8 protein-coding genes are annotated in these 13,806 nt (G+C 68.3%); all 8 read left to right on the forward strand.

Going from position 1 to position 13,806, the window contains the following annotated elements; genetic code table 11:
• On the forward strand, positions 1 to 3,190 hold a 3,190-nt coding region (locus C8D93_RS20595; RefSeq protein ID WP_170123891.1), incomplete at its 5' end, for an SDR family NAD(P)-dependent oxidoreductase.
• 210 nt (positions 3,191 to 3,400) lie between these two features.
• Positions 3,401 to 4,552 (forward strand): polyketide synthase dehydratase domain-containing protein, encoded by a 1,152-nt coding sequence (locus C8D93_RS04260; protein ID WP_110263935.1) that lies wholly within the window; start codon positions 3,401 to 3,403, stop codon positions 4,550 to 4,552.
• A 25-nt stretch (positions 4,553 to 4,577) separates the two neighbouring features.
• Positions 4,578 to 9,515, forward strand: coding sequence for a type I polyketide synthase (locus C8D93_RS04265; RefSeq protein ID WP_110263936.1), 4,938 nt, complete (start codon positions 4,578 to 4,580; stop codon positions 9,513 to 9,515).
• A gap of 129 nt (positions 9,516 to 9,644) precedes the next feature.
• On the forward strand, positions 9,645 to 11,264 hold the full coding sequence (locus C8D93_RS04270; RefSeq protein ID WP_110263937.1) for an alkaline phosphatase family protein: 1,620 nt from the start codon (positions 9,645 to 9,647) through the stop codon (positions 11,262 to 11,264).
• Between the two features lie 85 nt (positions 11,265 to 11,349).
• A complete protein-coding gene (locus C8D93_RS04275) occupies positions 11,350 to 12,168 on the forward strand; it encodes a CatB-related O-acetyltransferase (RefSeq protein ID WP_110263938.1) in 819 nt (272 codons plus the stop codon).
• Positions 12,135 to 12,419 carry a phosphopantetheine-binding protein gene (locus C8D93_RS04280; protein WP_110263939.1) on the forward strand — a complete coding sequence of 95 codons (285 nt, stop codon included), beginning with the start codon at positions 12,135 to 12,137 and terminating at the stop codon, positions 12,417 to 12,419. Before C8D93_RS04275 ends, C8D93_RS04280 begins: the two co-directional genes overlap by 34 nt.
• Before the next feature lie 86 nt (positions 12,420 to 12,505).
• Positions 12,506 to 13,135, forward strand: coding sequence for a TetR/AcrR family transcriptional regulator (locus tag C8D93_RS04285; protein ID WP_170123892.1), 630 nt, complete (start codon positions 12,506 to 12,508; stop codon positions 13,133 to 13,135).
• A gap of 47 nt (positions 13,136 to 13,182) precedes the next feature.
• A complete protein-coding gene (gene yjgA, locus C8D93_RS04290) occupies positions 13,183 to 13,749 on the forward strand; it encodes a ribosome biogenesis factor YjgA (RefSeq protein ID WP_110263941.1) in 567 nt (188 codons plus the stop codon).
• Positions 13,750 to 13,806 lie beyond the last annotated feature (57 nt).

Below are 13,806 nucleotides of genomic sequence, written 5' to 3' on the forward strand. Positions count from 1 at the left end.
CACCCTCAGCGCCGTGCTGGCGGAACTCGGCACGCTCGAACCCGCCACAGCGTCGATCGCCGAAGCAGGCGCGGCGCCCCGGACCACGCCGACGCCGACGGCCAGCATCGACTATCAGTCGACGCTGCTCGCCATCGTCGGCGAGCGCACCGGCTATCCGACCGAGGTGCTCGACCTCGACGCCGATCTCGAAGCCGATCTGGGCATCGACTCGATCAAGCGCGTCGAGATCATCGGCGCGCTGCAGAAGGCGCTGCCGGACACGCTGGCCGCCGGCATCAAGTCGCGGATGGAGCACTACACCAAGGCGCGCACGCTCAGCGCCGTGCTGGCGGAACTCGGCACGCTCGAACCCGCCACAGCGTCGATCGCCGAAGCAGGCGCGGCGCCCCGGACCACGCCGACGCCGACGGCCAGCATCGACTATCAGTCGACGCTGCTCGCCATCGTCGGCGAGCGCACCGGCTATCCGACCGAGATGCTCGACCTCGACGCCGATCTCGAAGCCGATCTGGGCATCGACTCGATCAAGCGCGTCGAGATCATCGGCGCGCTGCAGAAGGCGCTGCCGGACACGCTGGCCGCCGGCATCAAGTCGCGGATGGAGCACTACACCAAGGCGCGCACGCTCAAGGCGGTGCTCGACGAGCTTGCCGCGAACGCAGCGCCGGTAGCGGCGGAGGCAGACACGTCGGCGCCGCAGTCCGCTGAGCCGACCGCGTCGCATGCAGCCGGGGCCTTGCCTCGCTATGTGATCAAGTCGCGGGCGGCGCCACTGGCGACTGCCAGTGTCGAACTGCGTGGCCTTGCGCTGCTGCTTGGCGCCGACGATGCGATCCGCGCCGGCCTCGCGTCGCAGCTGGCGGCGCGCGGACTGACGCCGGTGCTCATCGACGCCACCGACGCCCAGACCCTGCGCAGTGCAATCGACGCGGCGCGTGCTCAACATGGCCCGGTACGCGCGCTGCTGCATCTGCACGGCCTGGGCGCCGCGGCGGCCGACGACCTCGACGCCTGGCGGGCGATCTGGCGGCGCGACCTGATGAGCCTGTTCCACGCAGTGCAGGCCTGCCACGATGAACTTTCGGGCGCACGTGTGCTCGCCGCGAGTCGTCTGGGCGGCACTTTCGGCCGCGACGCCATCGGCGAAGGCGGACCGCTCGCCGGTGGCGTCTGCGGCATCCTCAACTGTCTGCGTATCGAACTGGCCGGCTGCGTCGCGCGTGCGGTCGACTTCGACGGCCATGCCGACCACGAGGTCGTCGAACTGCTCGGCGCCGAATTGTTCGCCGCGGATCCCGAAACCGAAGCCGGCTACATTGGCCGCGAACGCTACGGCACCGCGACACTCGAACAGGCATTGACCGCCACGCCCTTCCCTGCCGGCCTGACGCCCGCCGGCGATTGGGTGGTGCTGGCCACCGGCGGCGCACGCGGCATCACCGCGCGCATCATCGAGGCGATGGCGCGTCCGGACATGCGCCTGGTGCTGCTCGGCCGCACCGGCGAGCCGGGCCCGGAGCCCGAGGCGACCGCCCGCCATGCGCACGCCGATTCGCTGCGCAAGGCGCTGCTCGCCGAGCGCCTGGCCAGCGGCGAACGCCCGCGCCCGATCGAGATCGCGCAAGCGGTCAACCGGGTCCTGGTCGATCGCGAGCTGCGCAACAACCTGGCGCGGCTGCGTGCGACCGGTGCACAGGTCGACTACCGCGCCGTCGATGCCCGCGACGGCGATGCCCTCGGTGCGCTGATCGACGAACTCTATGCACGCCATGGCCGCATCGACGCGGTGCTGCATGCAGCGGGGGTGATCGAGGACAAGCTGCTCGCCGACAAGAGCGCCGACTCCTTCGCGCGCGTCCTCGGCACCAAGCTCGACCCGGCGTTCGTGCTGACCCGGAAGCTTCGTTCCGAATCGCTGCAGCTGATCGCGTTCTTCACTTCGGTCGCCGGTCGCTACGGCAATCGCGGTCAGGCCGACTACGCCGCGGCCAACGAGGCGCTCAATCGTCTTGCCTGGGAGCTGCACCGGCGCTGGACCGACACCCGGGTCATCGCGGTGAACTGGGGACCGTGGGACGGTGGCATGGCCAGCGAGGACGTCCAGCGCCAGTTGCGCGAACGTGGCTTGGCGCCGATCGGCATCGACGCCGGCTGTGGCTTCTTCATCGATGAACTCGCCAACGGCCCGCGACACGATGTCGAACTGGTCGCCGGCCAGGGACCGTGGGGCGCGCTTGCACAGCCCTTGCCGGCGTCGACGGCGTCGGCGTCAACGGCGCGTCAGGTGTTCGTGCGCAAGCCCGCACGCGTCGGCATCGGTGGCGCGATGTCGGTCGACCAGCATCTGAGTCTCGGCGACGACCCGTGGCTGCGCGATCACGTCATCGACGGCCAGCCGGTCGTGCCGCTCGGGATCGCGCTCGAAACCATGGCGCAGTTCGTCGCCGGCAGCTGGCCGGGCTGGCAGATTGCCGAGGTCCGCGATCTGCGCATGCTCGCGCCGCTGCGCGTGGATCCCGAACTCGGCGCCGATGTGCAGTTGCGCGCGCGCGCCGGCACCCACTCCGAGGCCGGCAGCCAGCACGTGTCCGTGCAGTACGGCAGCCCGAAACGCGGCGTCGAGCCGTGGTTCCAGGCGAGCTTCGTGCTGCGCGAGGTCCTGAGCGCGCCCGCGACGCCGCGGCTGGCGAGTCTCACCGAACTCGAACCGATCGACGCGGGCGAGGCCTATGCGCGACACCTGTGCCGCGGCGAGCGCCTGCGTTGCCTGCAGCGCATCGACGCGCTCGCGGCGAACGGCGCGGTCGCCAGGCTGCAGCCGTCGCGCGCGCAACAGTTCTGCGCGGACAGTACCGCCAACTGGCTGTTCGATCCGGCACTGCTCGATGCCTTGACCCAGCTGGCCTTCGTCTGGGCGCAGCAGCAGCACCAGCAGGGCGTGCAGCCGCTGCGGATCGGTCGCGTGCGGCGCTACGACGGGGCGACCGTCGGGCCGGTCACGCTGGTGCAGCACTTCACGCGTGACATCGACGGCGACAGGCTGCGGGGCAATGCCGAGTTCGTCGATGCCAGCGGCGCGCTGCGCTATGCGGTCGACGACATCGAGAACCGGATCGGCATCGAGTTCAACCGGCTCGCGCCGAGTTCGCCGGACTACGTGAAGCCCGCCGTCGGTCTGCGGCGCTGAGGCTCGCGCGAATGGTTGATCGTCATGATCTGTCGACGGCCCGCAGCGCTCACGGCGCTGCCTCGGCTCCGTGCGCGAGCGTGGTGCACCGGGTCTGTTGCACGCCCGCGGCGAATCCTGCGCAATCATCAGGGCTGTCCCTCTCGACAGCGTCGCAGCGACGTCCGACAATCCCAGCGTCGATCGCGATGATTGAATCCGCCTACGTACATGAGCAGTCGCAGCACGCAAGCTCACGCCGACGAGTCTGGACCGGCGTCGACCGCTGCGGTCCAGCCACCCCGGCCCGCCGAGCAGACGCCCAGCCCAGAGGTGTTGCTCGAATTCCAGCAGACAATGCGGCAGTTCCTGAAGATGCAGGAGCGCATCCTCGTGCAGTTTCTGCAGCCGGTCGCGACCGACGAAGCGCGCGCGGCGCCCGCAACGACATCGCCCGCCCCGTCGAGCGTCCTGATCCGCGCGACGCCGAACGTCGGCGCGGACGGCGGCGTGGTCCTGCATCAGCCGCTGACGCTCGCCTCGGACCCTTACCTCGCCGACCATGTCATCGATGGCCGCGCGGTGCTGCCGATGGCGATGGCCCTCGAGTACATCGCCCAGTTCGCGGCACGTTGCTGGCCGCAGCGGCACGTCAGCGAGGTGCGCCAGCTGCAGCTGATGTCCGGGGTGACGGTCGATGCCGAGCGCCCGCCCCGGCTCGAACTGCGCGCCAGTGCGCCCTCGGTCGACGAGGGGGGGGTGCTGACGAGCGCGATCGAACTGTGGACCGCCGTCGAACGTCCGCGGCTGCACTACCGCGCGAGCGTGCGACTCACCGATGCCCGGATCGCAGCACCGCCGTCGCGACTGAGCGTGCCGTCCGGCGCACCGATGGCAGGCATGCAGGCGTACACGACGCTGCTGTTTCACGGGCCGCGGTTCCGCTGCATCGAACAGATTCCGGCGCTGGGCGAATCCGGTGCACTGGCCATGCTGCGGACGTCGACACCGGCGCAGCTGATGGGGGCAGACACGCACGCCGATGCCCGCTGGCTGTTCGATCCGGCGGCGCTCGACGCCGCGCCGCAGCTGGCGTGGATCTGGGGCTTCACCCATCGCAACGCCGCTGCATTGCCGACACTGATGCCATCGGTGCGCCGCTACGGCCCGGCAACGGGCGCCGAGCGTCTGCAACTGATCCAGTCGATCAGCGCTGCCGCCGGCAGCACGACCCTGCGCTACGAAGCGGAGTATCTCGACGACAGCGGCCGGGTCCGCTACGCGATCAGCGCCGGCGAGAGCACCTTGAGCCCGGCGCTGAACCGACTGGTCCCGGCCTCGCCGGCCTTCGCGCGCCGCGCACCCGACGACCGCCTGTCCTGAGCGTGCTGCCCGCGGGGCGGCGCGCATGAGCAGGCCACTCGACGTCGCCATCGTCGGCCTCGCCGGCGTCTATCCGTCGGCGCCGAACGCGTCGGCGTTCTGGCGCAACATCTGCGCGAAGGTCGACGCAATCTCCGACGCCGGTCCGGAATGGGCGGGGCCGTACTTCGATCCGGACTCGGACGACGACGACCGCATCTACACGACCCGGGGCGGCTTCCTGCGCGAACTCGCGCAGGTCGACCCGCTCGAGATCGGCCTGATGCCGGCGATCGCGGCCGGCGCCGACCCCGATCACCTGATCGCGCTGAAGTGCGCGCGCGATGCGCTGCGCGATGCCGGCTATCTCGACAAGGGATTCGATGGCGACCGCGCCGGCGTGATCGTGGCCCGCGGCACCTACGGCAACCGCGGCTTCGCCAGCATGCTCGCCCGCGGCTTGTTCCTCGATCAGATGATGGACGTGGTGCGTGAGCTGCGGCCGGACTTCAGCGCGCAGGAAGTCCGCGCGCTGCACCGCGACCTGCGCAAGCAGCTGCCGCCCTACGGCGGCGAGGTCGTCGGCCTGCTGACACCGAACGCGATCGCCGGCGTCATCGCCAACCGCCTCAACCTGATGGGGCCGAGCTACATCGTCGATGCCGCCTGTGCGTCGTCGCTGATCGCGATCAACGCCGCGGCGCAGGAGATCGCGTCGGGGCGCTGCGATCTGATGCTCGCCGGCGGCACCCAGGTGCAGACGCCGGCGATGCTGTACATCCAGTTCACCCAGATCAGCGCGCTGTCGCGCGGTCAGCTGCGGCCGTTCCAGAAAGGCGCCGACGGCACCCTGCTCGGCGAAGGCTGCGGCATGCTGGTGCTCAAGCGCCTCGATCACGCCGAGCGCGACGGCGATCGCATCTATGCCGTCATCAAGGGTATCGGCGTGTCCTCGGACGGCAAGGCCAAGGGCCTGCTCGCGCCGCGCCTCGAAGGCGAGGTGCTGGCGATGCGCCGCGCCTACGACAGCAGCGGCATCGACCCGTTGACGGTGGACCTGATCGAGGCCCACGGCACTGGCACCGCCATCGGCGACAAGACCGAGATCGAGGCCCTGACCGAGATCTTCGGTGGGCGCGGCGCCGGCCCGCAGATCGCAATCTCGGCAGTCAAGTCGATGATCGGCCACTGCCTGCCGGCCACCGGCACCGCGTCGATGATCAAGACCGCGCTGGCCCTGCACCACAAGGTGTTGCCGCCGATGCTGTGCGACGAGCCCGACCCGGCGCTGCATCTCGAACGCACGCCGCTGTACATCAACAACCAGACGCGGCCGTGGGTCCACGGCGGCCAGACCCCGCGCCGCGCCGGCGTCAATGCCTTCGGCTTCGGCGGCATCAATGCGCATGTCGTGCTCGAAGAGTATGTGCCCGCGCCATCGAAGACGCAGCTCAGCGTGCTCATCACGCCGGAATCCGGCGAAGTGTTCCTGCTCGCAGCCGACCGTCGCGAACGCCTGGTCGAACTGGCGCGGACCGCGCTGGCGCGGCTCGATGGACCACAGGCATTGACGCTGGCCGAGGTCGCACGCGCCGCAAGCGCGCACGCAGTCGGTACGCACCGGCTCGCAATCGTCTGCGACAACCTGACCGAGCTGCACAAGAAGCTCGGCGGTGCGCTCGACAGGCTCGCGCAAGCAGACGTCGCGCCGTTCCGTACCCGCAACGGTGTGCATTACGGCCACGGCCCTGCCGCCGGCAAGCTGTGTCTGCTGTTCCCCGGCGAGGGCTCGCAGTATCCGGACATGCTGCGTGATCTCGCGTTGCGCTTTCCGCAGGTGCGCGAGGGCTTCGATTTCATCGAGGACGCGGCGCGCCGTCGTGGCAGTCGCTCACGCGCCGCACTGCTGTATGCGGCGCCGACCGGCTACGACGACGCGCAGCGCTCGGAACTCGAGGGCGAGCTGCAGGCGATGGACGTCGGCGCCGAAAGCGTGTTCGCCGCGAGTCTCGCGCTGCAGCGGCTCTACGACGATCTCGGCCTGCAGTTCGACGCGATGCTCGGCCACTCGACCGGCGAGAACACCGCGCTGACGGCCTGCGGCGTGCGTCGCTACGCGTCGACCGACGAACTCGCCGAAGCGGTGCAGGTCGTGCATGGCCTGTACCGCCAGCTCGATGCCGAGGGCCGCATCGTCCAGGGCACGCTGCTGTCGGTCGGCGGCCTCGATGCGGCGACGCGCGCCGCGCTGCTTGCCGGCGATCACGGCCTTCAGCTGGCGATGGACAACTGCCCGAACCAGCTCGTGCTGTTCGGCACGCCCGAAGACGCGGAACGACTGCGCGAGCAGCTGTCGGCGCAGGGTGCGATCTGTCAGGCACTGCCGTTCGGCCGCGCCTATCACACGCCGTTGTTCAAGCCGATGGCGGATGCCTTCCGCGATTACTTCCGCGATCTCGAGTTCGGCCCCGGCCGCGTGCCGCTGTACAGCGCACGCAGCGGCGCCCCGTTCCCCGACGACGAGGCGGCGATCCGCGAGCTGACTGCGCAGCAGTGGGAAAACCCGGTGCGCTTCACCCAGACCGTGCAGCGCCTGTACGACGACGGCCATCGCGTGTTCCTCGAAGTCGGCCCCGGCGGCAATCTGACCTCGTTCGTGACCGACACCCTGCGCGACCGGCCGGACGTGATTGCCGTGGCCAGCGACAACCGTCGCCGCGGCAGCCTCGCCCAGTTCCACACTGCGCTGGCGACACTGTTCGCTGCCGGCAGCGTCTTCGATCCGCGCAAGCTGTACGCGCATCGCGATGTCGCCGAACACGACCTTCTCGCGCCGCGTGCGGCGAAGAAGGCCGCGCCGAAGCAGCCGTTGCGCATGCCGAAGATCGAACTGCCGGAGCAGTGGAAGCGGCCATTGCCTGCCGCTGGCGCTGACGATGTTTCTTCTCCTTCTCCCCGCTCGCGGGGAGAAGGTGCCCGAAGGGCGGATGAGGGGCAGTTGGCAGGTGCCGCGCCTAGCCCCTCACCGCGTTTGGACACGCTGGGGAATGACTCAATGTCATTCCCAGGTAGCCAAACGCCCTCTCCCCGCATGCGGGGAGAGGGGGAAGAGAACGACCCGCGCCTACAACTGCTGCGCAGCCACTTCGCGCTGATGCAGGATTTCCTCGACAGCCAGGCGCGCGTGCTCGGCTTGGTTTCGAGCACAGCACCGGCAGCATCCATGCCGGCGGCCCCGGCCCCGGGCCTCGACCCCAATTTCCCGCTGCTCGGCGGCGTCCACGAACACAGCGACACCCGGCTGGTGATGGAGCGTCGCTACACGCTCGACAGCGATCCGTTCCTGCGCGATCACTGCATTGGCGGTGCGCCGAGCGTCCGCGACCGCTCGCTGCTGGCGATTCCGGTCATTCCGTTCACCTTCAGCCTTGAGATCTGCGCCGAGGCTGCGGTGAAACTGATCGGCCGCGCCGATCTCAAGGTGATCGCGCTCGAACAGGCGCGCGGCAGCCGCTGGCTGTCGCTGGACGAGGGTGCGATCGATCTGCGCATCGCTGCCGAACGCGTCGCCGTGCAGGGCGACGAGATCGCACGCGTGCATGTACGCCTGTTCCTGCTCGGCAGCGGCGCGCCGGCCAGTGGGCTGATCGTGTTCGAAACCCAGGTGCTGCTCGCGACCGGCTACGCCGCTGCGCCGCCGCCGGCCTTGTCGTGGCCCGGCACCGACGCTCGCGCGCCGCATTTCAATGCCGACGATGCGCTGTATGTGCGCGGCATGTTCCACGGCCCACGCCTGCAGGGCGCGAAGCGACTGTTGCGCTGGAACAGCCGCGCGATCGACATGGCGCTGGAGACGCTACCGACGCAGGACTACTTCGGCTTCACCCAGGCACCGCGACTGCAACTCGACCCGGCGCTCGCCGACGTGCTCGGTCAGACGTTCTACTACTGGCTGCAGGAACAGCAGGGCGGTCTGATCAACTGTTTCCCGTATGCGATCGGGCGGTTGACGCTGCACGCGCCGCCGCTGCCGGCGGGCACGCCGCTGCACAGCCGTGCGCTGCTGCAGGTGCCCGCACCGGATCGGCTCAGCGCCGACGTCGAGGCCTGCGACGAACAGGGCCGCGTCGTCATGCGCGCGACCCAATGGGAAGACCGGACCTTCGAGGTGCCGGAACGCTTCTACCGTTTCCGCCTGCAGCCGGCGCAGGGCTTTGTCGGCGACATCTGGATGGATGGCCTGCTGCCCCCGGGGCTGCACGCACGGCGGGTGGCGCCGTTCGAAAACGATCTGCTCGCCTCGGGTGGCGGCATCTGGGGTCGCGGACTTGCGCACATGGTGCTGAACCGCGACGAGCGCGCGCGCTGGTATGCGCTACCGGCGGCAGGCCCGCGCCGTGACGAGTGGCTGCTTGGCCGCATCGCCGCCAAGGAGGCCGCGCGCGACTGGCTGCGCACGCGTCATCAGATCGATCTCGCCAGCGCCGATATCGAGATCGTTGGCGACGATCGTGGCCGCCCGCAGATCCGCATCGCCGCGCTCGCGCAGGCGCCGACGCCGGCGCTGTCGATTTCGCACAGCCAGGGCTGGGCCGCGGCCGTGGTCGCGGACCCGGGTCTTGCGGTCGGTTTCGACTACCAGCGCCTGCGCTCGGTGCGCGCCGCCGAGCTGATCCAGGGTGCGTTCGGCGACGCCGAACAGCACTGGTTCGCGCAGGTCGACGAGGCCGAGCGCGGCCTGGTCGCCGCGGCGCTGTGGTGCGCGAAGGAAGCGGCGTCGAAGGCCGCAGGCAGCGGCCTCGAGGGCAGACCGCTGGATTGGGTCGTCAGCGCCTGCCAGCTCGACCCGCGCACCGTCGCCTTCGGTTCGGCACAGATCGTGCGCGGAGCTCAGACGTATGATGTCGCCCTGCAGTTCGAGGACCGCGATGCGATCAGCGCGCTGTGCATCGTTGCTGCTTCCGCCCGCCAGCCTGTGTCATGAGCCAGCACGGCATCCATTCCGCGTCATCCTGAGCGCAGCGAAGGATCCGTCGTTCGTGTCGTTCGACGCCGACACCCGGATTCTCCACGCCGCCCAGACTGACCATCGACTGATTTTCTGCCTTTCGTCATGACCGATACCCCCCGCAAGACCAAGACCCTGTTCATCGGCCTCGATGGCTGCACCTACACGGTGCTCGACCAGATGACGCGAGACCTGCCGGGCACCGGCATCACGATGCCGTTCATGAAGTCGCTGCTCGAACGCGGCACCCGCGCCAAGCTGCGCTCGACGCCGAATCCGCTGACACCGCCGGCCTGGTGCTCGATCATGACCGGCCGCAATCCGGGCGAGCACGGCGTGTTCGACTTCATCCGTGCCGAGGATCGTGGCGGCGAGGTCTACTGGACGCTGTACGACGCCCGCGATATCGACTGCGAGACGATCTGGTCGATCTGTTCGCGCAAGAACGTCTCGGTCGCGGCGCTGAATTTCCCCCTGACCGCACCGGCCGCCGAGAACCTCAAGGGCTCGATCGTGCCGGGCTTCATTCCGGCCAAGCACCTGCGTCGCAACACCCATCCACGCGAGCTGTTCGAGCGGATCAAGACCGAGATTCCGGGATTCGATCCGAAGGAACTTGCCTGGGACTTCGACAAGGAAAAGCAGGCGATGGAGTCGCTGTCGGCCGACGAGACCGCGAAGTGGGTGCGCTACCACCTGCCGCGCGAGGAACAGTGGTTCAAGGTCGCCGAGTTCATTCTCCAGAACGATCAGCCGGACTTCATGGCGGTGATGTTCGACGGCACCGACAAGATCCAGCATCAGGCATGGCCTTGGCTCGATCTCGACCTGCTGCCCGACAACCCGCAGGGCCATGACAAGGAGATGCGCGAGGTCTGCCTCGAATACTTCCGCAATCTCGATGGCTACATCGAGAAGCTGGTGACACTCGCCGGTCCGGACACCCAGGTGTTTTTCGCATCGGATCACGGCTTCACCGCGTCGACCTACGTGCTGCGCATCAATGCCTTCCTCGAAGAGAAGGGCTATCTCGCGTGGGCGCAGAGCGACGGCAGCGACATGGCGGTCCGTCGCGAGGCCGCCGACTTCGCCAACCTCGACTGGTCGAAGACCACCGCCTACTGCCGCACGCCGTCAAGCAACGGCATTCATATCCGCGTCGCCGAAAAGCCGGGCGATCCGGGGATCCGGCCCGAGGACTACGCGTCCTTCCGCGACAAGCTGATCGACGACCTGAAGTCGCTGAAGCATCCGGTCACCGGGGTGCAGATCGTCGCCGACGTGCTCAAGCGCGAGGCGCATTTTCCCGGCCAGCACATGACCCGCGCCTGCGATCTGACGCTGGTGCTGTCGGACAACGGCTTCGTATCGATCAAGAACCTCAAGCCCTGCGTCGCCGACCGCCCGCTGGCGATCGGCACCCATCACCCGGACGGCATCTTCATGGCTGCCGGCCCGGGCATCGCCGCCGCAGGCATGGTCGACACGCGGCAGATCGTCGATGTCGCGCCGACCCTGCTGCACAGCCTCGGCCTGCCGGTGCCGACCGACTTCGAAGGCGAGGTTCCGTCGCCGTTCTTCGACGCGGCATGGCTGGCCGCGCATCCGGTGAAGAAGGGGGCACGCACGCGTGCACCACAGCGGCGCGAGCTCGAACAGGAAATGGACGCCGGCGAGCAGAAGCAGATCATCGAACAGCTGCAGATGCTCGGTTACATGGAATAGATGTGATCGTCGAACTCGCAGGCCGGCTGCCGTTGCGAAGCTTCCGGCAGGTGGTCGTGCAGGACAGTCCAGGGAACCCCCACCCATGAGCAGCCATATCGGCCTGACGGCCCAGGACCTGATCGGTTTCGGTCTCAAGGTCTACGAAGGCAAGTCGATTGCCGGCAGCCTTGTCTACGAGAGCCCGGCCTTCATTCTCGATCCTCGCCGGATCAAGAACTGCAGAGTCGGCGCCTTCACCTACTTCAACGGTCATTCCACCTCGAGCATGTATGCGACCGAGGTCGGGCGGTACGGCCAGATCGGCGAGTCCTGCATCATCGGCCCGCCCGAGCACCCGATGGACTGGTTCAGCACGCACATGTTCGCGTTCACCCAGCGCCAGCATCTGCCGCGCTTCTACGAACTCGAGGACGCGGAACGCCTCGCACCGGATGGGCCGACGCCGACGCGCTTCACGATTCCGATGAAGACGGTGATCGGCCACGATGCCTATGTCGGCGCCGGCGCCTTCGTCAAACGCGGCGTCACCATCGGCGTCGGTGCCGTCGTTGCCGCACGCGCCGTCGTCACCAAGGATGTGCCGCCCTATGCGATCGTCGCCGGCACGCCGGCGCGGATCATGCGCTATCGCATGCCCGAGCACCTGATCGAGCGGATGCTCGCACTCGAGTGGTGGCGCTACGATCTCGCACCGCACAAGCACAACGTCGACTTTGCCGACATCGACGGCACCCTCGGCTACCTCGAAGAGGCGCATGAAGCAGGTAAACTACAGCCTCTGATGCCCCGGACCTACCGGGTCGAGCGCACCCGGGAAGGCTTCAATCTCGACCGGATGCCGCAACCGCTCTACTTCTCAGAAACCGCATGTCCGTCAGCGACGCCTACTTCGAACGACTAGTTACTCTCCTCGAGGACTTCACTCAGGACTGGGACCACGAATTTGCCGGCGTGATGGGCCGCGATACGCGACTGCTCGCCGACCTGGGCTTCGAGTCGATCGACATCATCCAGCTCGTCGTTGCGATCCAGGAAGAACTGCTCAAGCGCAAGCTGTCCTTCGACAAGCTGCTGATGAAAGATGGCCGCTACGTCGATGACCTGTCGATCGGTCAGATCGCCGACTACCTGACGGCGAACCATCCCGGCTGAGCTCCGCCCGACAGCCGTGTCGGCGCCGCTGTGCGCCGGTTCCGATATGCCGCATACTTCCGGCACATTTTGTCGGGGTGTCACTTTTGTCCCCATCGCCGAAGAAGAAGCCTGCAGCGCGCAAGCGCGACAGTGAACCCAAGCGGGCCTATCTGAGTCGCGACAAGCGCCGGCAGACGCTGCTGGACGTCGCCTCGACGATCGTTGAGCAGCATGGCTGGGCCGCGCTGACGATGAGCGCACTGGCCGAGCGCGGCGGCACCAGCCGCCAGCTCGTCTACCAGCACTTCCCGAGCCTGGAGAAACTGCTGGCCGACACGGCGTGGCACATCTTCCAGGGGACGATGCACGACACCCGTGCGTCGGTTGCGGCACACCCAAGCAATCTCAGCGAGGCCGCCCGCGCCTCCGAGTCCTTCACGCTCGACCTGCCCCCCGGTCGCGGCGACGCCCTGTGGCAGCTGGTCGCCGGTACCGCCGCATCGACGCCGGAACTCGAGAAGATCCGCCATAACCTGCGCCAGCTCATCGTCGGCCTGTGGGCCCCGCTGGTGCGCAAGCAGCTCGGCCTGAATGCCGCCGACGCCCGTGCCTATGCGTGGATGGCGATCATGTCGTTCTGGGGCATGCGCCAGCTGATCCGTGACGGCGAGGTCAGCCGCAGCCGTGGCGTGCGGCTGTTCGGCGAGTTTCTCGACCGCCTTTCGCAGCCGTAGCGACGCCAGCGCCCGTATCATGGGCGTTCATCGTCACAGGCTCACCCATGCGCCGTCGCCCATCCTCCGAAGAAATCGCTGCCGGCGAACGTCCGCCGAGCAAGAGCCAGCTCAAGCGCGAGGACGAGGCGCTGCTCGCGCTGGGCACCGCCCTGCTCGACCTGCCCGAGAGCCAGCTCGATTCGATCCCGATGTCAGACCGCCTGCGGGCGGCCTTCGCCGACTACCGACGCTTTCCGACGATGGAAGCCCGACGCCGGCAGATGCAGTTCATCGGCAAGCTGCTGCGCAGCGAGGACGCCGATCCGCTGCAACACGCCCTCGACGCCCATCAGCGCCTGCGCGACCACGACACCCGCACCCTGCACGATGCCGAACAATGGCGCGACCGGATCCTTGCCGGCGACGATGGCTGGCAGGCCTGGCTTGCGGTCTATCCGGCCGGTGACACGCGTGCGCTGCGTGGCCTGATCACCAATGCGCGCCGCGAGATGGAGCAGGCCGAAGACGTCGCGCGACAGCGCGGCCAGGCTCCGCGCAAGGGCAAGCTCTACCGCGAGTTGTTCCAGAAACTGCGCGCCGTCATGAGCGCCGACGACGCGGTGTCGGACTGACGACGGGCCGCGCCGGCGGATCGGCGTATGATTGACAACCTGTCATCTTCAATCCGG

This window comes from Sinimarinibacterium flocculans (genome assembly GCF_003201205.1).
Taxonomy (GTDB): Bacteria; Pseudomonadota; Gammaproteobacteria; order Nevskiales; family Nevskiaceae; genus Solimonas; species Solimonas flocculans.

Excerpts from the sequence above, each read along its gene's own strand:
- C8D93_RS04260 (WP_110263935.1), top strand. The coding sequence starts at position 3,401 with ATGAGCAGTCGCAGCACGCAAGCTCACGCCGACGAGTCTGGACCGGCG.
- C8D93_RS04265 (WP_110263936.1), top strand. The coding sequence starts at position 4,578 with ATGAGCAGGCCACTCGACGTCGCCATCGTCGGCCTCGCCGGCGTCTAT.
- C8D93_RS04270 (WP_110263937.1), top strand. The coding sequence starts at position 9,645 with ATGACCGATACCCCCCGCAAGACCAAGACCCTGTTCATCGGCCTCGAT.
- C8D93_RS04275 (WP_110263938.1), top strand. The coding sequence starts at position 11,350 with ATGAGCAGCCATATCGGCCTGACGGCCCAGGACCTGATCGGTTTCGGT.
- C8D93_RS04280 (WP_110263939.1), top strand. The coding sequence starts at position 12,135 with ATGTCCGTCAGCGACGCCTACTTCGAACGACTAGTTACTCTCCTCGAG.
- yjgA (WP_110263941.1), top strand. The coding sequence starts at position 13,183 with ATGCGCCGTCGCCCATCCTCCGAAGAAATCGCTGCCGGCGAACGTCCG.